The sequence below is a fragment of the Bartonella sp. B35(2025) genome (assembly GCF_053794465.1).
Genome location: NZ_CP200035.1, coordinates 410,713 through 436,466, shown reverse-complemented (window position 1 = coordinate 436,466; position 25,754 = coordinate 410,713). Strand labels below are relative to the sequence as shown.

24 protein-coding genes are annotated in these 25,754 nt (G+C 34.9%); 11 read left to right on the top strand and 13 right to left on the bottom strand.

Annotation, left to right across the window (positions count from 1 at the left end; all coding sequences use genetic code 11):
• Positions 1–189 precede the first annotated feature (189 nt).
• The 9 genes from V4P56_RS01740 to V4P56_RS01700 all read left to right on the top strand — a co-directional run bounded on the left by V4P56_RS01740 (position 190) and on the right by V4P56_RS01700 (position 10,437).
• Positions 190–2,394, top strand: a complete 2,205-nt coding sequence (locus tag V4P56_RS01740) for a TonB-dependent hemoglobin/transferrin/lactoferrin family receptor (RefSeq protein WP_455482373.1) — start codon at positions 190–192, stop codon at positions 2,392–2,394.
• Positions 2,395–2,572: 178 nt separating this feature from the next.
• Entirely contained in the window at positions 2,573–3,616 is a 1,044-nt protein-coding gene (locus V4P56_RS01735; RefSeq protein WP_455482372.1) for a hemin-degrading factor, read from the top strand.
• Positions 3,617–3,631: 15 nt separating this feature from the next.
• Positions 3,632–4,534 carry a heme/hemin ABC transporter substrate-binding protein gene (locus V4P56_RS01730; RefSeq protein ID WP_455482371.1) on the top strand — a complete coding sequence of 301 codons (903 nt, stop codon included), beginning with the start codon at positions 3,632–3,634 and terminating at the stop codon, positions 4,532–4,534.
• Positions 4,535–4,557: 23 nt separating this feature from the next.
• A complete protein-coding gene (locus V4P56_RS01725; RefSeq protein ID WP_455482370.1) occupies positions 4,558–5,646 on the top strand; it encodes a FecCD family ABC transporter permease in 1,089 nt (362 codons plus the stop codon).
• Positions 5,643–6,443, top strand: a complete 801-nt coding sequence (locus V4P56_RS01720) for a heme ABC transporter ATP-binding protein (protein ID WP_455482631.1) — start codon at positions 5,643–5,645, stop codon at positions 6,441–6,443. The genes V4P56_RS01725 and V4P56_RS01720 overlap by 4 nt, the downstream gene beginning before the upstream one ends.
• An 880-nt stretch (positions 6,444–7,323) precedes the next feature.
• Positions 7,324–8,076, top strand: a complete 753-nt coding sequence (locus tag V4P56_RS01715) for a transporter substrate-binding domain-containing protein (protein WP_455482369.1) — start codon at positions 7,324–7,326, stop codon at positions 8,074–8,076.
• A gap of 78 nt (positions 8,077–8,154) precedes the next feature.
• Positions 8,155–8,874 (top strand): ABC transporter permease, encoded by a 720-nt coding sequence (locus V4P56_RS01710; protein WP_455482368.1) that lies wholly within the window; start codon positions 8,155–8,157, stop codon positions 8,872–8,874.
• On the top strand, positions 8,875–9,582 hold the full coding sequence (locus V4P56_RS01705) for an ABC transporter permease (protein ID WP_455482367.1): 708 nt from the start codon (positions 8,875–8,877) through the stop codon (positions 9,580–9,582).
• Positions 9,583–9,663: 81 nt separating this feature from the next.
• Positions 9,664–10,437: an amino acid ABC transporter ATP-binding protein gene (locus tag V4P56_RS01700; protein WP_455482366.1), complete on the top strand. Its 774-nt coding sequence runs from the start codon at positions 9,664–9,666 to the stop codon at positions 10,435–10,437.
• A gap of 27 nt (positions 10,438–10,464) precedes the next feature.
• Here the strand turns inward: V4P56_RS01700 and lpxB are convergent, their stop codons facing one another.
• From lpxB to V4P56_RS01635, 13 genes are all read right to left on the bottom strand, one after another.
• Entirely contained in the window at positions 10,465–11,637 is a 1,173-nt protein-coding gene (gene lpxB / locus V4P56_RS01695; RefSeq protein ID WP_455482365.1) for a lipid-A-disaccharide synthase, read from the bottom strand.
• Entirely contained in the window at positions 11,630–12,502 is an 873-nt protein-coding gene (locus V4P56_RS01690; protein WP_455482364.1) for an LpxI family protein, read from the bottom strand. Before V4P56_RS01690 ends, lpxB begins: the two co-directional genes overlap by 8 nt.
• A 2-nt stretch (positions 12,503–12,504) precedes the next feature.
• The gene (gene lpxA / locus V4P56_RS01685) at positions 12,505–13,329 is read right to left on the bottom strand and encodes an acyl-ACP--UDP-N-acetylglucosamine O-acyltransferase (RefSeq protein WP_455482363.1); all 825 of its coding nucleotides are present in this window, start codon (positions 13,327–13,329) and stop codon (positions 12,505–12,507) included.
• Between the two features lie 23 nt (positions 13,330–13,352).
• Entirely contained in the window at positions 13,353–13,820 is a 468-nt protein-coding gene (gene fabZ / locus V4P56_RS01680; protein ID WP_455482362.1) for a 3-hydroxyacyl-ACP dehydratase FabZ, read from the bottom strand.
• Position 13,821: 1 nt separating this feature from the next.
• A complete protein-coding gene (lpxD, locus tag V4P56_RS01675; protein WP_455482361.1) occupies positions 13,822–14,868 on the bottom strand; it encodes a UDP-3-O-(3-hydroxymyristoyl)glucosamine N-acyltransferase in 1,047 nt (348 codons plus the stop codon).
• 68 nt (positions 14,869–14,936) lie between these two features.
• Positions 14,937–17,339, bottom strand: coding sequence for an outer membrane protein assembly factor BamA (gene bamA, locus V4P56_RS01670; RefSeq protein ID WP_455482360.1), 2,403 nt, complete (start codon positions 17,337–17,339; stop codon positions 14,937–14,939).
• A gap of 207 nt (positions 17,340–17,546) precedes the next feature.
• Positions 17,547–18,695: an RIP metalloprotease RseP gene (gene rseP, locus V4P56_RS01665; RefSeq protein WP_455482359.1), complete on the bottom strand. Its 1,149-nt coding sequence runs from the start codon at positions 18,693–18,695 to the stop codon at positions 17,547–17,549.
• A gap of 15 nt (positions 18,696–18,710) precedes the next feature.
• Positions 18,711–19,526 (bottom strand): phosphatidate cytidylyltransferase, encoded by an 816-nt coding sequence (locus V4P56_RS01660; RefSeq protein WP_455482358.1) that lies wholly within the window; start codon positions 19,524–19,526, stop codon positions 18,711–18,713.
• A 789-nt stretch (positions 19,527–20,315) separates the two neighbouring features.
• Complete coding sequence (gene frr, locus V4P56_RS01655) at positions 20,316–20,876, bottom strand: ribosome recycling factor (protein WP_455482357.1); 561 nt, start codon at positions 20,874–20,876, stop codon at positions 20,316–20,318.
• Between the two features lie 37 nt (positions 20,877–20,913).
• The gene (gene pyrH, locus V4P56_RS01650) at positions 20,914–21,633 is read right to left on the bottom strand and encodes a UMP kinase (protein ID WP_455482356.1); all 720 of its coding nucleotides are present in this window, start codon (positions 21,631–21,633) and stop codon (positions 20,914–20,916) included.
• Positions 21,634–21,793: 160 nt separating this feature from the next.
• The gene (tsf, locus tag V4P56_RS01645) at positions 21,794–22,717 is read right to left on the bottom strand and encodes a translation elongation factor Ts (RefSeq protein ID WP_455482355.1); all 924 of its coding nucleotides are present in this window, start codon (positions 22,715–22,717) and stop codon (positions 21,794–21,796) included.
• 103 nt (positions 22,718–22,820) lie between these two features.
• The gene (gene rpsB / locus V4P56_RS01640; protein ID WP_455482354.1) at positions 22,821–23,594 is read right to left on the bottom strand and encodes a 30S ribosomal protein S2; all 774 of its coding nucleotides are present in this window, start codon (positions 23,592–23,594) and stop codon (positions 22,821–22,823) included.
• 155 nt (positions 23,595–23,749) lie between these two features.
• Positions 23,750–24,577 carry a cell envelope integrity EipB family protein gene (locus tag V4P56_RS01635; protein WP_455482353.1) on the bottom strand — a complete coding sequence of 276 codons (828 nt, stop codon included), beginning with the start codon at positions 24,575–24,577 and terminating at the stop codon, positions 23,750–23,752.
• A 142-nt stretch (positions 24,578–24,719) separates the two neighbouring features.
• Between V4P56_RS01635 and V4P56_RS01630 the strand changes: the two genes are divergently transcribed.
• Together V4P56_RS01630 and V4P56_RS01625 are read left to right on the top strand one after the other, a co-directional pair.
• Positions 24,720–25,181, top strand: coding sequence for a RidA family protein (locus tag V4P56_RS01630; RefSeq protein ID WP_455482352.1), 462 nt, complete (start codon positions 24,720–24,722; stop codon positions 25,179–25,181).
• Positions 25,182–25,328: 147 nt separating this feature from the next.
• A complete protein-coding gene (locus V4P56_RS01625; protein ID WP_455482351.1) occupies positions 25,329–25,751 on the top strand; it encodes an HIT family protein in 423 nt (140 codons plus the stop codon).
• Positions 25,752–25,754 lie beyond the last annotated feature (3 nt).

Below are 25,754 nucleotides of genomic sequence, written 5' to 3'. Positions count from 1 at the left end.
TTTAAAATTGCAACTTTTTTCTTGACTGTTTTTGTCATGTTTAATATGGTTTTCTCATGATTTTGTATTGATATCAAATTATTCCTGCTTGGCTGGGGTTTACTAATTTGTAATTCGGTGAGTTAATTGTTTTTGTATGTACAATTTCAAGCCAGGGAGGGGCGTTTAAGAAAAAGGTTGTGATGCGTTATGCAAATAAAACGAAAAAATATCTATAAAAATTGTGTAATTTTAAGTATGCTATCAGTTTTTATACCTCCATTTGTTTTTGCGAAAAGCGACAATGAAGGTGCTGTAACTGAACTTAGACCAATCGTTATTAAAGGAAAGAAGGTAGATGGTTCAAATTCAGTAAATATTCTGACTGATCGCAAAACCACCGAAGATATTAATGAAAAACAAATAAGTGATGCTAACGATATTAGTCGTCTTGATCCATCCGTAAATTACAATCCAAAGAATGGTAGTTTTGTAATTCGTGGTTTAGATGCAAATCGTGTTCTTACAACGATGGATGGTATCGTTGTTCCATGGTTTGATGATATAGTACGCGGAAAAGGTGGAAATACAAATTTTGACTTTGGTGCAATTTCTACACTTGATGTTATTCAAGGATCAGATTCTAGTCTTTATGGATCTGGTGCACTAGGAGGAGTAATTGCTTTACGTACCCTTGATCCTGAAGATATTCTCACCGAGAAAAAAAAATGGGGTAGTCTTTTAAAAGGTGGTTATAATTCTGTTGATGATAGTTGGCGCATAGATCAAGCTATTGCGGTTCGTGCTCAGCAAACACTCTTTCTCTTCCAAGGATCCCGCATGGAAGGTCATCAACGTAAAAATATGGGTACCATAGAGGGTTATAAAGAACGTACTCGTAAAAACCCTGCTCATTTTGATCAAAATAATTTACTTTTTAAAGTTCATCATTATTTCAATAATAATCACCGACTTGGTTTTACAGCAGAACACTTTAATTATGATAAAGATACTCATTCATTAAATGCATCTTCAAGTTACACTCCAGGTTCTGTTTATGATCAAGAAAATAAGTACCGTAAGCGTGTTTCTCTTTCCTATAATTATAATGGTAATGGAGATGCTATTTTAGATTCATTCCGTGGACAGATATATTGGCAAAAACAATTAAATAATCATATTTTAAGTGCACATCGTGTTAGACCACCAAAAGGGGATTATTTGAGAGATAATCTTTTATTTAATACTAATTATGGCTTTAACGCCAATGCTCTTAAAGAAGTTAATATTGGTACTGTAAATCATAAGTTAACATTTGCTTCTAATATTTTATTATCTAAATTTCACCATTATATGTTAGGTAAAGATAATTGTCATTTAGCAGAAAATGCACAGGGATGTGGTTTCTTACCTGCCAACCGATCAGAAGCACCGGACACACATAGCCATGGTGTCGGTTTTGTTTTTGAAGATGAAATTGGCTTCGTCCATAACCTTTTTCGTGTAACACCTGGAATCCGTTATGACTGGTATAAGCATACTCCTCAAAAAACACCTTCTTATGAAAAAGCACTAGGTCCTGATAAATATCCTCCAGCTAGAAGCGATTCACGTTTTTCTCCTAAATTACGCGTGGAATGGGATGCTCATGATTGGATAACATTCTATGCTCAATGGGCGCAAGCTTTTCGTGCACCACGTGTTTCGGAACTCTATCTTTCCTATACTAAACCTGGCCTTTATTATGTGAAGGGAACTCCTGACCTTAAGCCAGAAATAAGTAACGGATATGATATTGGAATAAAATATGGAGATAAAAGTTTTGGTGGTTCTATCAGTGCTTTTATTAATCAATATAAAAATTTCATAGATACTATCGATAAAGGATCGTCACAGGAATTTCGATTTGCGCGTCAGCATTACATAAATCGTTCACGTGTGTGTATTCTAGGAGTTGAAACAAAAGCACATTTGGCTCTTAATGATGGCCTTCATAGTAATTTTGCCCTTATTTATTCGCAAGGAAAAGACCTTGATAAAGATACATATCTTGAGTCAATTCCAGCTCTAAAAGCAGTTATTGGACTAGGATATGCAAAGGATACTTGGGGGACAGATATTATCCTTACTTCATCTGCATCTATCAAACGTGAAAAAGCTGATGAGAAAAAAGCTGATGAAAAATCTGAATACAAAGAAATTCCAGGGCATAACGTTGTTGATATATTAGGTTGGTGGAAACCATTTGGTGAAAAAGGGCTTACTATAAGAGCTGGCGTATATAATCTTCTCAATACGAAATATTGGAATGTGTCAGATTTTCCTTCTAGTTCTTCCAGGGGTGCATTACCACCAAAAGATTATTACAGCCAACCTGGTCGTAACTTTAAGATATCATTTGTACAAAAATTCTAGTTGCTAGGGAAAGATAATTACGTTTCTGTTTTCATTTTCTTTGATCAAAAAAATTAAAGTAATTGATTATGGGGATTTATTTGGTGAAAAGTTGGACTGTTAGTTAATAATGGTTCAACTTATTACTGAAAAATTATGAAATAAATTTATTCTCATAAGATAATTTAGGGGGAATTCTATGTTATATACATCTGAGATGATTATTAATTTGCATGCAGAAAAAGGAGAGAAGAGTAATCGTGATTTTGCAGCTTCTATTGGTATATCTGAGGCAGAACTTATCGCAGCTTATTGCACAACTGGAAGAGCAAAAAAACTACAAACTGATATTTCTATCTTCCTAGAGAATGTTTCTAAACTTGGAACAGTTATGGCATTAACACGGAATGAATATGCTGTCCATGAGGTAACGGGACGATTTGAGAAAGTTGTTCCAAGTCATCCTGTCTCAGTTACACTGGGAGAAATTGATTTACGTATTATTCCAAAACAATGGAAAGTTGGCTTTGAGTATGATGTAGTAATTCGTGAAAAGCCGATGAAAAGCCTGCAATTTTTTGATCAAAATGGTAGTGCTGTTTTTAATATCTACTCTAAAGATGAAACAAATATGGAAGAATGGAGTAAACTTGTCGAAAAACTACTTGATGAAGACCAATCACCCATTCTTGATATTCTGCCCCCCCCTATTCCAGCTCAGTGTGAATTAGCAGAGCCAGATGTTGAAAGATTTCGTGATCGTTGGAGACAAATGACTGATGTGCATCAACTTCATAAGATTATTTCTGAATTTAAAATTAATAGACATAATGCTGTGAAATATGCTGGAAGTGAATTTACTAATGAATTAAAAACAGAATCTGTTGAAATTATACTCAATCAAGCCGTGCAAAAAGAAATGCCGATTATGTGTTTTGTAGGTAATAAGGGATGTATCCAAATTTTTAGTGGAAAGGTAAAAAACATTAAGCAGGTAGGATCTTGGCTCAATGTTCTTGACCCAAAATTCCACCTACATTTGTTGGTTTCTAAGATTGATAATGTATGGCATGTTCGTAAACCTACGCGTGATGGTTATGTTAGCTCACTTGAAGTCTTTGATAAAAATGGTGAGATGATTATTCAATTTTTTAGCCTACGAGAAGAAAAAAAAGAAGAATGTGAGGATTGGCGTTCTTTATTAAATAGTTTGCCCCTAAATCAAGAAATAGCAATAGTTTAAAAAGGTAAAATGATAATGTTTGCGCTTCTTTTGCATAGATCTTTAATTCCTTTTTTTATTTGTATATTGCTTTACTTTACTTGCTTTTCTCAACAAATAACTGCTGAACCTACAAATTCCTTTCCTAAAGATGCACGAATTGTTTCTATTGGTGGATCTCTTACAGAAATTGTTTATGCATTAGGAGCTCAAGATCGACTCGTTGCTCGTGATAGTACAAGTGTCTACCCACAAGAAGCACTAAAACTTCCTGTACTTGGATATATGCGCGCTCTTTCACCTGAAGGTGTTTTATCACTTGCTCCAGAGGGGGTATTACTTGTTGAAGGAAGCGGGCCTCCTTCAACGATTGATATTCTAAAAAAAACATCAATACCTATAGTGATTGTGCCAGAAAACTACTCTCGTGAAAATGTGATAGAAAAAATCCGCCTTGTTGGCAAAGCTATTCATCGAGAAATACAGGCAGCTGCCTTAATTGAAAAAGTAAATCGTGATTTTATGTATAATGATGAGCTTTTATCGAAGATAAAAAAACCAAAGCGTGTTCTTTTTGTTTTATCTGTACAAAATGGACGCGTTATGGCATCTGGAACTGGCACAGCTGCTGATGGTATGATAAAACTTTCAGGAGGTATTAATGCTATCACTGATTATAAAGGATACAAGCTTTTAAATAACGAAGCATTATTAAAATCAGACCCTGATGTTATTTTACTTATCAAGCATAATGAAAAATCTTCTAACATTGACAAAATTTTAGCTATACCAGCAATTCAAGCAACAACTGCAGCAAAAAATCGTGCTATTAAACAGATGGATGCTATGTATCTTTTAGGATTTGGCCCACGTACTGCAAATGCATCAAAAGATCTTATTGATATCCTTTATGGCATAAATGAAAATGATAAAAGCTGATAAAAATAGTAGACAGCAAATCCATGATACATATACTTGAAAAAAAAAATAAAAAAGTAAATCGTAAACACTTTAAAAAAATTTTATTATTAAGCTTAATAGTGTTTCTTATTTTTAGTATTTTTAGTGGAATCTTGAATGGAGCATCAAATGCTTCTTTTACCGATCTCCTTCATATGCTAATTACGCAAGATCTTTCGGTGAGTAGCAAAACTCGTGATTACCTTGTGCTTATTGATATAAGGCTTCCTCGTATTATTTTGGGATTGTTAGTTGGAGCAGCTTTAGCAGTATCTGGTGTCCTTATGCAAGGACTCTTTCGTAACCCTCTTGCAGATCCTGGAATTGTAGGTGTATCAGCGGGTGCAAGTCTTGGAGCTATTTTAGCAATTGTGATTGGCCTTGCTTTTCCCTTTTCGTTTGTGCCTTTTTTAATGCCTTATCTAGAACCTTATAAAGTTATTATAGGCGCCTTTTTTGGTGGACTTTTATCAACAATTATTCTCTATGCAATAGCAACACGTCATAATTGTACTTCTATTGCAACAATGCTTCTTGCAGGTATCGCTCTTGGTGCTTTAAGCGGTGCTGTTGTTGGAACATTAATTTTTATCGCAAATGATCAACAATTACGTGATATCACTTTTTGGAATCTTGGCTCTCTTGCAGGAGCAACATGGTTGAAAGTTTGGCTTGTTTTACCTTTTATTTGCATTGGCCTTCTTTTTTCTCCTTTTTTATCACGAGCACTTAATGCTCTTTCTCTTGGAGAAGCAGTTGCTATCCATATTGGTTTCCATATCCAACGAGTTAAAAATATTGCTATTTTTCTTGTTGCTCTTATGTGTGGCAGTGCAGTCGCTGTCAGTGGTGGTATTGGTTTTATCGGTATTGTTGTTCCACATATTTTGCGTCAATTGATTGGCCCTGATCATCGCTATCTTATTCCTTGCTCTGCCCTTTTAGGGGCATCGTTACTTATTTTTGCCGATACATTTGCACGTTTAATTGTTGCTCCTGCAGAATTACCAATTGGAATCGTTACAGCACTTTTTGGTGCACCTTTTTTTCTTTGGATCCTTATATGCAAACGGGAGAAACATTTTTCATGATAGAGGCAGTCGATATCTGTGTTCAATGCGGGAAAAAACAAATTCTTAATCATATTAACCTTAGAGCAAACAGTGGTGATTTTACTGTCATTATTGGTCCCAACGGATCTGGAAAGAGTACTTTTATTAAAGCCTTGAGTGGAGAAATTCGCTACCATGGAAAAATGACCTTAAATGGTTATGATGTTATCAAAACAAAAGCCTATGAAATGGCTACAATGCGTGCAGTATTACCGCAATCAACAACACTAGTATTTCCATTTTTAGTCCATGAAGTAGTAGAACTTGGCCTTTCTGTAAATCAATTTACTGCTGCAAAAGCTGAATTACAACATCTTCCTCAAAAAGCTTTAGAACGTGTTGGTCTTGCTGATTATGGTGACCAATATTATCATAAGTTATCAGGTGGAGAGCAAGCGAGGGTGCAGTTTGCTCGTATACTTTGTCAAATCTGGGAACCCATTTACAATGAAGTGCCTCGTTGGATGATATTAGACGAGCCTATTGCTAATCTTGATATCCAACATCAGCTTATTGTTATGAATATTGCTAAAGAATTTTCCTATCGTGGTGGTGGTGTTCTTGCCGTTCTTCATGATCTCAACCTTGCTGCATATTATGCAGATAAAATGATATTGCTAAAACAAGGAGAGGTTTATTGTGAAGGCAATGCTTCTACCGTTTTAACAACGAAAAATCTACGTGATGCTTATCATTGCTCATTAACAGTTTCTGAATTACCTAAAGCAGATATCCCTTTTGTACTTCCACAAACAGGTATCTGTGCTATGAGATAGCATATTTTTGCGCTAGCTTTCTTTTCTTAATAGTGTAGAATATGTATATAATTTAATGTCATCTTGCTATACGTTGGCAATTTTTTATTTTTATCTTAATTGATAATTTCCCAATCTTATAATAATCCTTTTAAAAGTTATAGCTTTTAATTACTCATTGATTTTCTTCAAAAAACTTTTAGAAAAAGATTTTTACAACTGATGAATATAAAAAATAGCACCAAATATCTTCTTGATATCAAGCTTATAATCTTTCAAAGTTACCATCAATACAAACATTTTATTTTTTCTGAAATTTCTCCTCCTAAACCGCATGTATTACCGATTTTCTTGTAAAAATTAAAATAAGCTTTGGGATGATCTTAACCTATCATCAAATATATTCTAAACAGATATTTTTTTCCTATTTTATTTGAACTATGTATAATACTTGAAGATAGACATGATTAGCAATGAAATATTCATTCATGGTAAAAAATGGAACGAAACTAACCTCCAATTAAACATTAAAAATCAGCGTATAGCTTAAGAAAATTAAGTAAACTATGATATGAACTTAGGTACAATAATAGCATAATTAAAAACACTTTTTTGATAAATAAATGGTAGTATCTCTTTACATAGAAAATAAAGATTGTAAAAAATTAGCTTTCAAAATAATGAAAACTATAAAAAAATGAAGGATAAAAAAAGTTCGATAGAATCAATAATTATAAAATTCCTTTCTTTAGCAATAACTTATTGACTTTATTGTTTTTATTTTACTCATAATGGTAAAAAATAAACACGAGTAAATTTTTACATTGCTCCCAGAAGGGCTTACAGATTATACGAAATATAATGATTTAATATTTTTCCGATTATCCAACAGGAGAACATAATGAAATTATTAGTGGTAGCTCTTATAACAAGTGCAACACTGTTCATCCAATTGGCCAATGCTAAAACACTGAAAATTGCGAGTGAAGGCTCCTATCCCCCATTTAGTTATATTGACTCAAACAACAAACTCCATGGTTTTGATATTGATATATCTCATGCACTTTGTGAAAAAATGAATGTAAAATGTACTATCATTACCCAAGATTTTGATGGAATTATTCTTGGCCTTCTCGCTAAAAAATATGATGCTATCATTGCTTCCCTTGCTCCTACACAAGAGCGGTTACAAAAAATCGACTTCACAGATGCTTATTATAACACTGAACTAGCTGTAATTGTTGCCAAAAATTCAGAAATTAAAGAAATCTCAGTAAAAGCCTTTAAAGGTAAAAATCTTGGTGTACAATCAAATACAACACAAGCTGCATATGCAGAAGATCATTATGCCTCTGAAGGGGTAAACATTAAACTTTATCCTACAGCAATAGAAGTTAATCGCGATCTTTTAAGCCATCGGCTTGATGTGATTATCTTTGATAAATTACAAGCATTAAACTGGCTCGAAAATGAAGGAAAAGATTGCTGTCAACTTTTAGGAACCCTCCAAGGAACAAAATTTCCTATTGCAATTGGGATACGTCAAAATAACAATGATCTTAAAAATAAGTTTAATAAAGCAATAAGGGAAATTCGTGCAGATGGAACCTATGATCAAATTATGAAAAAATATTTCACATTTGATATCTATTAAATGTCAATATGACCTAAAATTGAACAAATTATTTATTTCTAGAAAACCATTACCTAAATCTTTCTGAGGAGTATAAAAATGGCTGAAAGTTTAGCATTGCTATCGTTTAGCAATGGTGGATGGGGTATGGTTATACTTTCTAGTGCTGGAATGACATTATCATTAGCTTTGTGTTGTGGTATCTTAGGATTTCCTCTAGGCCTTCTAAGTGCGTTGATGATTCGATCTAATATCAAGATAGCTAAAGCTATAGCTTCTCTCTTTTCATCAATATTCCGTAGCCTACCAGAGCTTTTGACTTTATTTTTAGTTTACTATGGCTTACAAAATATCATTCAAACTGTTTTTGATTATTTTAATATTGAAATAGTATTCAGTATAAACGCTTTTATTGCTGGTGTTCTTGCTCTTAGCATGGTTCTTGCGGCCTTTTCTTGTGAAGTTTGGCTTGGAGCATTTAATGTTTTTGACAAAGGTCAATATGAAGCAGCTAAAACTCTAGGACTTTCACGCTCAACTACATTTTTTCGTATTGTCTTTCCTCAACTAATGCGGAACGCTTTACCAGGACTTTCTAATAATTGGCTCACTTTGCTTAAAGATACATCCCTTGTTTCAACTATTTCGCTTGTCGACCTTATGCGACAAACTAATTTAGCAGTAGCAGCTACTAGTGAGCCTATGTTATTTTATTTTGTAGCATGCTCACTCTATTTATTATTTTCAGCATTTTTTTCCACAATCCTACACCATTTGGAAACACGTATTCAAGCAGGATATAAAGAGGTATTAATCTAGATGATTCCTGAATGGCTTTATTTTCTCTTCAATCCTGCTCTCTTAAGCCGTCATGGACTAAAATTTATTGATGGATTAATTGTTACTTTTGAACTTGTTTTTATCGCTTGTTCTATTGGTTTTTTTCTTGGCATACTTATTGCGTTTGCATGTTTATCAAACAATAAGCTTATGCAATATTTTGCGCATGCTTATGTGTATTTTTTCCGTGGATCTCCCTTATTGGCTCAACTATTTCTTTTTTACTACGGTCTTGGATCAATGAGTGATTTTTGGAAGCAAGTTGGCCTATGGTGGTTTTTTCAAAGCGCATGGTATTGCTGTCTTTTCATTTTTGCTCTTAATTCTGCTGCTTATCAGGCTGAAATTTTTAGAGGAAGTTTTTTGTCAGTCACAGCTGGACAACGTGAAGCATCAAAAGCTTTGGGACTAAGTAACTCTGTAACATTTTTTAGAATTATTTTTCCGCAAGCAATGATTGTAGCATTACGCCCTTTAGGAAATGAATTAATCTTAATGATTAAATCTAGCGCCATTGCCTCACTCATCACTGTTTATGATTTAATGGGAGTTGCTAAATTAACTTATTCACGCACATTTGATTTTCAAGTTTATGTTTGGGCTGCTCTTATTTATCTTCTTGTTGTTGAAATCATTCATCGTTTTATTGTTCTTGTTGAACGTCGGCTAACTCGGTATTTACAGTAAACAAAAATGATTACAAAAAACCTTTACCAAACCAAAATGTTAAATTAATCAATTTATTCATCAATGAAAGAATACAAAAAGATGAATTTAGAAAATAATAAGATTAGTCATACTGCTAAAATCCCAGTAATCTCTATTCGAAATTTAAATAAATGGTATGGAAATTTCCAAGTATTGCATGATATTAATTTAGATATCAAAGCTGGTGAGCGTATTGTTATTTGTGGGCCTTCTGGATCAGGAAAATCAACTCTTATTCGTTGTATTAATCAATTAGAAAAAGCACAGCAAGGTTCAATCTGTATCCATAATATGGATATTCATACTGCTCCCGTGCACCAACAAAAAAGTATTTTACGTAAAATAGGCATGGTTTTTCAGCATTTTAATTTATTTCCTCACATGACAGTTATACAAAATTGTATCTTAGCACCTATGACTGTTCAAAAGCTTTCTAAACAACAAGCGAAAGAGCGAGCAATTCGTTATCTTACGCACGTTGGTATTGAAAAATACTGTGAAAAATATCCTTTACAACTCTCTGGTGGGCAACAACAACGCGTTGCGATTGCACGCGCACTTTGCATGGAACCTGAAGTAATGCTTTTTGATGAGCCAACATCAGCTCTTGATCCAGAAAGTGTCAGAGAAGTTTTAGAAGTTATGATTCAATTAGCAGACACAGGCATAACGATGCTCTGTGTTACTCATGAAATGGATTTTGCTCGTCAAGTTTCAAAAAGAATAATCTTTCTAGAAAATGGAAAAGTTATTGAAGACACAGAATCTAATAAATTTTTTACCAACCCCAAAAGCCAACGTGCTCGTAATTTTCTTGCTAAAATTAAACATTAATTATCAATGCTACTTTATTTAATAATTTTAAGTACTCCGATTTTTGAGAAGAGTAATAACTGTTTGAGCAGCAACGATCCCTGATGGTACTTTAGTCTTCATTTTCTGTTCGACCATCTCGAAAGCATCAAGTTGCGCCTGTCGTAATAAAGGATTTTGCAGAAGTTGCTCTATCTGCCTTGCCAATATACCTGGTCGTAAAAATTCATTAAAATACTCTGGAACAATAGGCTTATCAGAAATAATATTGGGAAGAGCAGCACTCCATAGCATCATTTTAGGAAAAATAAATAACTTAGAAAAATAATCAAGTTTATAACAAAGAATCATTGGAATTTTTGCTAATGCTAATTCAAGTGAAACTGTCCCAAGTGCAGCAAGTGCAACATCTGCATTTGCAAAAGCACGCCATTTCGCATCTTCACCAACAACAATTTCTACTTTATTTTCCCAATCCTTTAGAAGACAATGAATTTCATCCACTAAATACGGTAACGTTGGTAAAATAATACGTAAATTAGGTATGCGTTTTGTAAGAATTTTTACTGTCTCTCTAAAAACGGGCATTAAGCAGCGAATCTCTAAATTGCGAGATCCTGGTAAAATAACTAGCGTAGATAATGATACTTGTTTTCCATATAAGCGTTTTTTTTCTGATTGAACAGTCAAAAGTGGAGGATAAGTCAAAAGACGATGTCCAACATAAGTAGTGGCAGGACCCTCTAAATCTTTCATAATCTTTTCTTCAAAGGGAAAAATTGCTAAAACATGATCAATAAACTTACACATAGTTCTAGCTCGTTCCGGCCGCCATGCCCAAACAGTTGGTGCAATATATTTTATAATGGGAATAGAAGGTGCTAAAGCACGTACTTTTTTTGCAACACGATGAGTAAAATCAGGACTATCAATGATAATCAAACAATCGGGGTTCTCTCGAGCGAGAAATTTGGATAAATTGTGGATATGCAATAACAATGATGGTAGTTTTTTTAATACTGCTCCTAAGCCTATTAAAGCAATATCATTAGAATCAAAAATACTTTTTAAACCTAATACCTTTAAGTGCCTACCACCAACGCCAATCAAATGAATATCGCATCCCATTTGTTGTGATAAACAAGAAATCAGATCTGCCCCAAGAAAATCAGCAGATTCTTCACCTGCAACAACAGCAATTTTTAAGAAACAATTATTCATAATCGAACTTTTCAAATGTTTCTATAAATAGTGAATACTTATTAGCTTTTTCTATTATTTCTTTCACGGATAACATAAGACTTTGATTTGCCTCTACCGCAACACCAGATAACCCACTCTTTGCAACATTTATTAACGTCGTAGGACCAATTGATGGCAAATCAACTCGGCAATCTTGTTGTGGTTTTGCACATTTAACAAGAACACCACCTTTAGGTGGAATTTGCTTTCTTTCTCGCATTTCACAAACTCGCAATAACATATTATCAGTTCCCTCTGCACCCTCTACTGCAATCACCCTTCCATTTATAGCTATAGCTGCTTGTCCAATATCCAAACGACCTAAAAGCTTTGCTGCTTTTGCTGCTAATAAAATATCATTTTTCTCTTTTTGAGTAGCACGCCGTAATGTTAAATCAAATACCATGGGAGCTAAAAGATCTGGTACTATCTCATGAACACCAACAACACAAAAACCATGTGCTTCAATAATCCGTATAAAAGCTTTTAATAACGTATCATCCCCACCTCTCAAAGCTCTAAGCAACCTAGGTAAAACCGACAAAGTTCTCCAATCAGGTCTTAATTGTGTAAGAAGTGGCCGTTTCTTTACACCACCTGCTAAAACGACATTACAAATTCCAGCTGTTCTTAAGATTTTAATAAGCTTTGCTAATTCCACAATTGCCAACTCACAATGATCATAGCGATGAAGCGCCGCATCTGCTTCATCACGTAAAAGCACAAGGAAAGGACTTTTTCCATGTTTTTCAAGAGCTTGGGCAACAATAATAGGTAAAATACCATTTCCTGCTATGATAGCAGTTCGGCCGGAAAGAAAATTTCTGTCACTAGAAACAGACATTTCTAATCCTTATTTTCTTTTATTTTATTATCCTTAAATTTAGGTGTACAATAACCACGTTTTCCTTCTTCTTTAATAAAATCAACTATATCAAGAACAAATTGAGAAGTAGAATAACAACAAGAAATATCGTTTGCACGTTCTTTAAATGGTTTACTGCGGTCAAAAAGCATATCAACTGCATGACGCAGTGCATGAATATCCTTGCGATCAAAGCCTGCACGTTTCATACCAGTAATGTTTAATCCAGCAAATTTTGCTTGCACACCAACAGCCATTCCATAGGGAATTAAATCGCCTACCAATGCGGATACACCACCAATAAATGCATGGTGACCAATACGAACAAATTGATGAACAGCAGAACCACCACCAATAATAACATAATCACCAACAGTAACATGACCAGCTATCATTGCATTATTTGCAAATACTACATGATTTCCTACATAACAATCGTGAGCAACATGTGCGTAACAAAAAAATTGGCAATCATCACCAACAATCGTCACTCCCGCACTTGAATCAGATCCTCTATGCATTGTCACACCTTCACGAATCGTACAATTTTTACCAATAGAAAGAGTAGTATAACCTCCCTTATGTTTATTATTTTGTGGATCTGCACCCAAAACAGCATGTGAAAATACTTTACTATTTGCTCCTAATGTTGTTTTCCCCATTACCACAACATGGCTTATCAAACTACATCCATCACCAATAACGGCATCTGAATCAATATGGCAAAATGGCCCGACTAACACATTCTCACCAAGCTGCGCTCCTTTTTCTACAAGAGCAGTTGGATGGATTTTCACACCGGACATTTTTAAATTCCTATTGTATTGTTTTATTCTGCTTCAATAAGCATCGCAGCAATTTCTGCTTCAGCAACACGGATATTCTCTACTTCTGCAACGCACGAAAAACGTCTCACATCAGACCGCCTTTTTAAGAGCTGAACATGAATCTTTAGCTGATCACCAGGTACGACCGGTTTACGGAATTTTGCATTATCAACAGTCATAAGATAAACTAGATTTGTTTTCTTATTGCTTAATCCTAAAAGCGAAATCGCTCCTGCTGTTTGTGCCATAGCTTCTAAAATTAAAACTCCAGGCATGACTGGTTTTGCAGGAAAATGTCCTGTAAAATGTGGTTCATTAATTGTTATATTTTTAATACCAACAGCTTTTTTCTCACCATCAATTTCAATTATACGATCAATCAACAAAAACGGATACCGATGTGGTAAGAGTGACAGCAATTTCTCAATATCTATAGCCTCTAAACTTTTAATTTCTTCAGTGCTGACCATATTAGCGTTTCTCCCTTTTACTCTTACCAATATTACGCAACGCCGCTACTTCACGAAACCACTGTTTAAATGGCTGCGCTGGGCTTCCTCCCCATTTCTCACCATCTGGAATATCATTCATAACACCACTACCAGCAGCAATCTGAACACATTTACCTATTACGATATGGTCTGCAACTCCAACGCTCCCACCAAGCTGAGACATATCACCTATAGATGTACTCCCAGCTATTCCACATTGAGCAGCAATGAGACAATAGCGACCAATTTTCACATTGTGGGCAATTTGTACTAAATTATCAATTTTGCTTCCTTCACCAATAATGGTATCCTCAAATGTTCCACGATCGATTGTTGTATTCGCACCAATTTCTACACCATTTTTGATGATAACACGACCAAGTTGTGGAATTTTTTCAACTCCAGCAATACCACCAACATAACCAAAACCATCTTGCCCAATACAAGCACCAGGATAAATATGAACTTTATCACCTATTAAAGAATATTGAATCGTTACTCTGGGAGCAATATAACATTCACACCCAATACGACAATGCTCACCAATAACAGCAGTTGATGAAATTAAAGTCCCTGAACCAATCTCAACATTTCTACCAATAACAGCTCCTGCTTCAATACATACATCATGTGCTAACTTAGCACTTGGATGAATGTGTGCATATGGCGAAATCTCTCTCCGTCCAAACCAAGGCATAGGTTTTACAGAATCAGGAAATAAGATACGACCAACCTGGGCAAAATCACGCTGTGGTGTTGATGTTACTAAAATTGCCATAGATTCAGGAACTTTAAAAACGATCTCATTTGTACAAAAAACAGCAACAGCGGGACTCCTTAATAAAGCATCAGAAAATTTTCTATGCTCGATAAAAACAAGAGAACCCTCCCTAGCACTTTCCAATGAAGAAAGAGTGTTTATAACCGTATTAGAAAACTCTGGATTAAGAAGTTTTGCACCTGTTAACTCCGCAACATTAGCAACTGTTAATCGCCGAGACGGCGTAAAAAAAAATGTATCCGCCATCAAAACACTTTCTCTCTTAGCCTAATCCATTCTCTTCAAAATTCTTCCTTTTGGAGAGAAAATCCAAATCAGAACTTAGTAGAAATACCAAAGTTAAATTTCTGTACACGATCACCATCCTGCTTAGTTATTGGCCAAGCATAATCAAAACGCAGCGGACCAAATGGCGATTCCCACATCAAACTAGCACCTGCAGATGTACGCCATGCGCTTTTAATATTTGTAATCGGTGCTTCACCCTGAACAACCGGTTTATAATTATTGCCATAGAGTGTTGCAACATCCATAAATAAAGCACCACGGAACCCTAATCCTTCAGGCACAACAGGTATAGGAAACTGTACTTCAGCAGTTGCATTCATATATGTTGTACCCCCTAAGAAATACACTTCACCCTTATTAGAAATTTGACGTGGTCCTATTCCGTTATATCTAAATCCCCGAATCACATCAGAACCTATTTTAAACATATCGAAAATACGCACACCATCACCTTCTTGGCCTATTTCATGAATATAACCACCACCAAAAGAAAGTAAACTGACAAGATCCATCCGATCAGAAAGTGTCTTGTACATCATTGCTTTACCAGTTGTCTTTAAAAATTTTGCATTGCCACCAAGTCCAGCATATTCCTGAAGAATACGCACATATAGCCCATCATGAGGATTTTGCATATTGTCGATAGAATTATAGGTTAAACCATAACTCACTGAAGAACGTCTCCAAGGACTATGCTTTGCTGCTTGAACAATCGCACCAGAATATTTTTCATATAATTCTCTTACAACAGCTGCATTGGTTAAATCATAATCCCCACCAAAATCATACTCCTCCTGCACATAAGAATAAGATAAATTAGCAGATAATTGATCGTTAATAGGCACTGCAAATCGAAGCGATCCACCTGTTTGCCGTACATCATATGCTTTATCAGCCCTGTAAGTACTGCGAAAAACATCAACACCAGCAGATAAACGATAACCAAGGAAATAAGGATCAACAAATGATAAATTGTAATTACGAGATTTTTCTTGCCCAGCACCTAAACTCAAACGAACATACTGACCACGTCCTCCAAGATTACGCTCAGTAACAGATACCTCAAGTGATACACCAGGACTCGTACCCCCTGTCGTATACCCTCCAGACAAAGAGAGATCTCCCGTGGGAGCTTCTACTACATCTATAACCAAAATAACTTGATCAGACTGCTCCGCTGGAATCATAGAAATATTAACAGCTTTAAAAAAACCCAAACTTTCTAGCCGACGTTTTGCCCGCTGCACTAAAGTTTGATTATACGCATCCCCCTCATTCAAATCAATTTCACGACGAATGATATAGTCACGTGTCTTTTCATTACCGCGTATTTCAATACGCTGAACATAAGCTCGCGGACCTTGTTCAATGTTGTATAAAATCGAAATTGTATGATTTGCTAAATCACGATTTCCTCGTGGTTCAACTTTAGCAAAAGCATATCCTGAATTAGCAACTTTGTTATTTATAATTATAACAGACTTTTCAACATTTTCTGCACTATAAACATCACCTGAACGAGTTTTAAGCACCTCTTTTATAGACTGAACATCAATCCCATCGACATCGCTCTCAACCTGAATATCGCCAATTGTGTAGCGCACTCCCTCATCAAGAACAAAATCAATTTTATATGCATTACTCGCTTCATCAAAAGTTGCTTTAGATGAAATAACTCGGAAATCTGCATAACCATGATTATAATAAAAGCGGCGTAAAGCTTCTTTATCTATAGCCAAACGCTCCTCACTATAAACATCACCTTGCATCAATAATGAAAATAACCCCGAAGACTTAGTTGAAATTACATCACGTAAACGACGACTGCCAAAAGCATTATTTCCTTTAAAAGTAATATCATAAATCTTTGTTTTTCGACCTTCGACAACATTAAAAACTATATTTACACGCCCTTTTCCTAAATCAATAGTTTGAGCTGTTACAGTAGCATTATTACGTCCAACGGCTTTATAAGCCTCACGAATTATATTTATATCGGTTGAAAGCTTAACAGAATTAAAAGGTTCATTCGGTTTTAAAGAAATAAATCGTTTAAGATCAGGATCTTTAAGAGATTTATTTCCTTGAAACAATATCTGATTGACAACTTCGTATTCTTTAACTAACACAACCAGCTGATCACCCACTTGATTTATTTTAACATCATAAAATAAACCAAGTCCAAAAAGACGTTTTACTGCAGCATCGATATCGCTACTAGAAATATTCCTTCCTGCTTTGATATTCATATTATCTTGAATTGCCTGAGCACTTACAAATTTATTCCCACGAACCTCAATAGAATGAATAACAGATGCTTGTACTTCTTCAATCATGAAAACTGACATAAAAGCTGTCGTTGGAGCAACCATCCCAATGGTTAACACAAACATGGATGCTGCACTTAAAAACTTTGAATTCGTCATCATTGGCTTTTTTACCTTATCTTATTCCCTGAACACGATGCCTCAAAAAGCTAACTGCTATAACAATCCTTTTATTCACAGCAAAACTTTCTACCCTTTAATTACTAATTATAGCGCATGATGCCACAATATTTTGTGGACATGGTAAACGGATTTTAACTTATATTTTCCTACTATTACCCAATTTCTAAAATGTTTTCCATAATTTAATTAAATAAACCAACAAAAATAATCATTAAAGAACGCAAAAACCATAAATAGAAAAACAATGAGAAAACCTAAGTAAAAAATAATTTCTCGAATTTTAGCTGAAACTGGCTTACCCATAAGAGCTTCAATAACGTAAAATAAAAAGTGCCCACCATCAAGCGGTGGAATCGGAAAAAGATTTATAAGTCCAATACCAATCGAAAGAAAAGCCGTAAAATTTAATAAAGAAATAAAACCGGTTTCACTAACTTTCCAAGCAATTTTAGCTGTCTTAGAAGGACCACTTAACCGACAATGATCTTCTTTGCCACTTATCAAACGGCCAATAAAAAAAACTGTTTGTGTGACAATAAATATTGTACGCTCTGATGCTTCTCTTACAGCTTCTCCCAAATTATAATGAATATGTTTTTTATAAGCTGGATCTAAATGTGTAGGATTATCTGGATCAACAGGGGCACCAACACCGATCATCCCGCTCCGAACCCGATTACCAAATCCATCATCTCGCTCAATCACTGTTGGTGTAATTACTGTCGTAAATAACTGCCCCATACGATCCATCTTAAATTCTATAGGATCTCCACCATGAAAAGTGACATAATTTATCAAATCCTCAAAACTGTTAATCTGTCGACCATCCATTTTAATAAAACGATCACCTAATGCTAAACCAGCCTGAACAGCAGGAGAATCTTTTACCAAATAACCAACAACAGGTTCAATGGTGACACGCCCATGAGTCAAGAAAAAAAACGTCAAAATAATAACTGTAAAAAGAGCATTAAATAAAGGACCTGCAAAAACAGTAGCTGCCTTTTTCCACGCATGAGCACCAGAAAATGAACCATAAACAACCGAAGATAATTGAGACGATGGCATATCAGCTCTATTTTCATCCTCAATGAATTTTACATACCCCCCTAATGGAATAAGTGCTAAACGCCATTGTGTTCCATGCTTGTCTGTAAAATTCACTATTTGTGGTCCAAACCCAAGCGAAAAAACCGATGCCTTAATACCACACCATCGCCCAATGAGATAATGTCCTATTTCGTGTACAAAAATGATAACTATTGTGACAAAAAGAATACTCAAACCTCTCAAAAATAAATCACCCATAGCAATTATATGATTAAAAAATTCCAAAATATCCTCTCCAAATTAAACCATACAAAAAAGATTAAAAGGTGTATCCATATCAGACATAAATGAACCAATTAAATAAAGAAGGAAAGTAGCTCCTACTAATCCATCCATACGATCCATAAATCCACCATGTCCAGGCAATAAAGAACTAGAATCTTTAACAGAAAATTTCCTTTTAAACCATGATTGCCCTAAATCACTTATTTGCGAAACAATTGATAAAATGAGCGCAAGCAATGGTATAAAAAAATTTGCTAAATTCGTGTCAAAAACCAAAAAAGCAATTAATATGCCACCAGTAGCTCCAGCAACTGTACCACCAATCGCTCCAGACCATGTCTTATTAGGAGAAAATCGTGGTGCTAATTTTGGACCTCCAAATGTGCGTCCACTAAAATACCCACCAATATCTGTTCCCCAAACTACTGTAAATAAAAATATAACTGCCCAGAACCCTAATGTTTCATGACCACGTAAAAAAGATAATGCTATAACTGGAAAAGATGCATATAAGAAACCAAAACAAACCCAACCAATATTTTTAATAGACCCAATAGCCAATAATGCCACCAAAACTGCCAAAATACTAAAGATAAATGAAGCAGATACATTCAATACCAAAAAGATACCAAAAATCGAATAAAAAATACCAGCTAATATTTTCTGTGAATTACTCCACTTTTCTTTGGTAATACTAATCCATTCATAAAGAATAAAACTTCCTATTACCCATACAAATATAAGAAATAAAAATCCCCCAGCCCATGTCAAACCCAAAGAAATGATGCCCAAAATTAAAGCTGTTAGAATACGAGAAACAAAATTAGACAAAACAATATCCAAACAATAAAAACAAAAAATACAAACTCCAAAGCTAACGTAAACAAAAAACTCTTCCACACAGCATTTTTATATTTACACTTTTGCAAATTTTGCTTAAATTTATCATAAGTAACCAATATAATAAAATAATGTTTACAAAACAAACATTTATTGATAATGAATTTAGGATCTTACTCATCAATGTTAATTCAAGAGCATATTTCTAAATATACTATCTACCATAAAAGATTAACAAATTATTGTTTTTTATCTATAAGAATGGTGAAATTTGAATCTGATATTGATTGCACATTAAAATATTTTTCTACTAAACTATCAGTAACTTAATCAGAAATGATAAAGTCATAAATCATCTATACAAAAATAGTCACTTAATCTTTTCATTGCATCTTTCATAACTGAAAGCAACAACAAAATTAAGACATTATTCTTTATTGTTTTCATCATATCCCCTGCTTAAATACCTGATATAAAATACTGAATCAAACATCAATCATGAGAATATTTATATCATGAACCCAGCTATGCTACGTTAAACAAAAATCACGTGTATCATTTTGCTAAATAATTTTTTCAACAAGTAACCTTATCAAATCTGTAAATAAAAACTCAAAAGCTATCAACCATTCAAAATTAATCTTGCCTGTATAGCATGCAATATAAAACAATACGTTTATTACTGCTTAATACTTCACCACATCTACCTCCTATTCTTAATTCATTATAACAACTATCAGACGACGGATGTGATACTGTTTTTCTAACAATAAAGCAGTTTTAAACATGAATAATTTCAGATTCTTTTATAGCTAAAAGCTTATCAATGTCTGCAATAGTTTCATCTGTAAGTTTTTGAACTCTTTCGGACAAACCATGAGCCTCATCTTGACCAATTTCACCTTCTTTTTCTAATTTTTTTAGATTATCCATACCATCCCTACGAACATGGCGAGTAGCAATACGAGCTTGCTCGGCATATTGATGCGCAATTTTTACAAGTTCTTTACGGCGCTCTTCATTCAATTCAGGTAAAGGAATACGTAAATTCATACCATCAGTGATAGGATTTAAACCAAGGCTAGAATCGCGAATAGCACGCTCTACAGCACTTACCATCGTTTTATCCCATACAGAAACTAAAAGCATCCGTGGTTCTGGAACAGAAATATTTGCAACCTGATTTAGATGCACGACAGAACCATAAGCCTCAACTGTCAATGGCTCTAATAAGCTAGTAGATGCTCGCCCAGTTCTCAAACCACTTAACTCATGTTTAAAAGCCAAAATAGCACCATCCATGCGACGTTTCAGATCATCCATAATCGATGTAATACTCATATTTCTGTCTCCTTTTATTACGCCTTGAAACTTATCTTTATTCCGATACTATTGTAAACTTTCCTGTTCCATTCAATACCTTGGCTAAACCACCTTTTTCATGAATAGAATACACGATAATCGGTACATTATTTTCACGTGCTAAAGCAATCGCTGTTGTATCCATAACAGACAACCCCCGCTGCAAAATCTCGACATGTGTTAACTGATCAAAACGCTTAGCCATAGGATCTATTTTTGGATCTGCAGAATAAATACCATCTACTTGTGTTCCTTTCAATAAAACGTCTGCACCAATTTCTGCTGCACGTAAAGTAGCAGCAGAATCAGTAGTAAAAAATGGATTACCAGTACCGCCTGCAAAAATAACAACTTTCCCTTGATTCATATAACTGATCGCTTTACGCTGCGAAAAACTTTCACAAATTTGCGGCATAGCAATCGCAGATAATACAACTGTTTCAACTCCTAATTTTGTCAATGATGTTCGCAATGCTAAAGAATTAATAGCTGTAGCAAGCATTCCCATATGATCACCAGTCACACGATCTCCACCACGCGAAGCAACAGCAACTCCACGAAAAATATTACCCCCACCGATAACAATAGCAACTTCTACACCCATCTCTCGCACTTCATCAATATCAGCAGCAATACGATCTGTAACTGAAACATCGATTCCAAAACTTTGCCCTCCCATAAGAGCTTCACCAGAAACTTTTAAGAGAATACGTTTATACTGAAGCGCTAATGTCATTGATAATCTCCCAAAAAGTACATTTACTTTTTACTTTTGATAATACTAAGGGCACCACTTTATCACGTGACGCCCTCTAAATAACTAATATTTTTCATACCAGTAATTTTCAACTGGTTGTAAAATTTTTAATTTTTAATCAAAAACTTACAAAAAATAATTAACCTTTTGCAGCAGCTGCAACCTCTGCAGCAAAATCAGATTCCTCTTTTTTCATACCTTCACCAAGTGCAAAACGAATAAAACCTGTAATCTTTGCTGGTGCACCAATCGATTTTTCGGCATCCCTTAAAGCTGCTTCAACAGTAATATCAGGATTCATAACAAAAGCCTGAGACAATAAAACAACTTCTTCATAAAACTTTCGCATGCGCCCTTCCACCATTTTTTCAATGATATTTTCAGGCTTTCCAGACTGACGTGCTTGATCTGAAAAAATTGCTTTTTCACGCTCAGTAGTATCGGCATCCACATCTTCTACTGTTAACGCTAACGGATTGGTTGCAGCAATATGCATCGCAACTTGCCGACCAAAAGCAGCTGCTTCTTCCTTATTTCCTGTAGTTTCTACAGCAACTAAAACACCAAGTTTGCCAAGACCCTCAGCCACACTATTGTGTATATAAGTAGCAACTACACCATCCTCAACAGATAATTTTGCAGAACGACGAAATGCTATATTTTCACCAATTGTACCAATTGTATCTTTAAGTATCTCTTCTACGGTCTTTTCAGAACCAGGATAAAAAGATGCAGAAACAGATTCAACACTACCTTGCGTATCCAAAGTAGCCATCGCTATATTGCGCACAATATCCTGAAATACATCGTTACGTGCAACAAAATCTGTTTCAGAATTAACCTCAACCAAAACCGCACTTGAATCTCTTGATAACGCTCCAATCAGCCCCTCAACTGCCATACGACCAGCTTTTTTATCTGCTTTAGCTATCCCTTTTTTACGAAGCCAATCAACTGCAGCTTCCATATCACCGTTAGTATCCGCCAAAGCTGCCTTACAATCCATCATACCAGCACCCGACAATTCTCGAAGTTCTTTTACTTGTGCAGCAGTAATACTCATATTTGCCTCTCTGTTCTGTAACAATAAAAGCATGCAAAAAAATCCTGCATGCCTATAATCTTTTCTTTAGAAAATAAGTACCTTAACAGGTATTTTAAAATTATTACTCAGAAACCGGAACTGTATTTTCTAAAATAGGCTCCACAGGTGTATCAATTTGAGCTCCTAAATCGATGCCCATTGCACCTTTTTGACGAGCAATACCATCAAGAGCTGCACGAGCAACAAGATCACAATAAAGAGAAATCGCACGAGAAGCATCATCATTACCTGGAATTGGATGATCAATACTATCAGGATCACAGTTTGTATCAATAATAGCAACAACTGGAATACCTAAGCGTTTTGCTTCTTGAATAGCAATATTTTCTTTATTTGTATCAATGATAAATATAAGATCTGGAACAGATCCCATATCTTTAATACCACCAAGCGCACGATTAAGCTTCTCACGACTACGTTCAAGATTTAAACGTTCTTTCTTGGTAAATCCCTGTGCTTCAGTAGCAAGAATTTTGTCAAGTTTACGCAACCGATGTATTGAATGGGAAATTGTCTTCCAATTTGTCAACATACCACCAAGCCAACGTGCATTAACATAATATTGTGCAGAACGATTCGCTGCTTCAGCAATAATTTCTGATGCTTGCCGCTTGGTACCCACAAATAAAATACGACCACCCCGCGCAACTGTATCTGAAATAAGCTTAAGTGCTTGGTGCAAAAGTGGAACAGTTTGAGCAAGATCAATAATATGAATATTATTACGATATCCATAAATATAAGGAGCCATCTTTGGATTCCAGCGATGAGTCTGGTGACCAAAGTGTACACCTGCTTCTAAAAGCTGATGCATAGTAAAATCTGGTAATGCCATAATTTATCCTTTCCGGTTTTACCTCCGCGGAAAAAGCAGGTAAACCTACTACCGGTGGACATCTGCTAAGCTTTCACCGCAAACACCCAAACTCCGCGTGTGGAATGAAATGAACATACTAATATTTGATTCTTTTTCAAGCTATTTTCTGAAAATTATTTAATGTCGCATTGATCAAGATTTTTTCCAACATCAAGAAATTCAAGACTATTCAATTTTGCACGAACTGCAAAAGTTCCATAATCTACATGAAGATCACGCATAACACCATTTTCATATAAAAGAAAGCTAGTACGATAAACAGGTAAGCCATCTTTATTTTCAGTATCATCAAAATAAGAAATCGTGACAGGCCAATATCCCTCTTCATCTAATTTACCTAATTTTTTCATTTCGGTATTGGGTATTTCTATCTTTTTTTCCCCAATAACTATACTTTCTTTTATAACTTTGTCTGCTTTATTTGTTCCATCAAATACAGTGGCATGATAAAAATGGCGACCTGCTTTTGCATGCCGAATAATATTCTTCAATTGTAAAATTGGAAACTCAGCCATTGCAAGCTTATATTCTTTTTCTTGTGGTTTTTTTAATTTAACTGTAATACCATCCTGAGTACGTTCAGCAAAACCCTCAGCATTATGCATAATATCTTGTCCAACTTGATCTGTAACATTAAAATGAAATGTACGACTATCACCTGTTTCATAACTGGTCGTCTGTTGATCAGTTAAACGTACTGGCATATCTTCAATATAAATACGACTAATAAAACGGAAACGTGTCGTGTAACCTTGGCATATTGAACCCGTGAGTTCATAAACCATTCTTCCAGACATCCCTAAAATCGCCATTTCATTGGAAGTACTATCAAGCTGAAAATCATAAATAGCTCGATGAGGTGCAACGAAAATAGGCTCTTCAGCTCCTGCTGTACGTAAAAGAGAAACATATAAAATTATTATAAATAATGATCTGATCATTCCCAATTTCCAATTCCCTTTCGTTGCATACCATCATATAACAATGCAAAAAAGGTAATATCTTAACTTAATCACACATTTCCTTAAATTGAAAAATAGTTTATTCAAATATGTATTATAGAATAACTATGGAGTTCAAATTATGACCGACTCGATTGAAAATCATTTAAAAAAACTTGGCATAACCATTCCTGAAGCAGTACAGCCAATTGCAAATTACGTAACAACATCACAAAGCGGTAATCAGCTCTTTATTTCTGGACAACTCCCTCTTTCCAATGGAAAACCAGTAGCAATTGGTAAAGTTGGTGCAACTGTTAGCATTGAACAAGCAAAAAAATCAGCCGAAGTATGTGCTATCAATATCCTTGCACAAATAAAAGCAATCCTTGGTGATTTAAATAAAATAAAGCAAATAGTCAAAATCACCGTTTTTGTTGCTACAGATCCTAATTTTACCAATATTCCCCTTGTCGCCAATGGAGCTTCCGATTTACTGATCAAAATCCTCGGTGAATCTGGAAAACATGCCCGTTCTGCTATTGGCGTTGCTACTCTCCCTATGGACGTTCCAGTAGAAATTGAAGCCATCATAGAAATCTAAATTCTTTGCCAATATTAATAATAGTAACCTACATAAAGCAAAAATTGAATATAAAAAAACCGCTTTGATTAACATTTAATCAGTATTCGTGTCCTTTTTGCTTGAAATTAAAATTCTGAATCGAAATCAATAAAAGGAAATATTTATATGAAACAAGCTTACGACAACAATAATATTTTTGCTAAATTGATTCGTAATGAAATCCCTTCTATTCGTGTTTACGAAGATGATGATGTTATCGCATTCATGGATATCATGCCACAAGCACCGGGTCACACACTGGTTATTCCTAGAAAAAGCTTTAGAAATTTGCTGGATGCAGATACTGAAACATTGGTTCCAGTTATTAAAGTTGTCCAAAGAATCGCTCGTGCCACCAAAAAAGCTTTTCAAGCAGATGGTATAACAATTATGCAATTCAATGAAGCTGCCAGTCAACAAACCGTTTACCATCTCCATTTCCATATCATACCACGTATGGAAGGGATAGAACTTACTCCTCATAATAATATTGTATCGCCTACAGAAATACTTGAAGAGCATGCAAAAAAAATTCGAGCTGCCCTTTAAAAT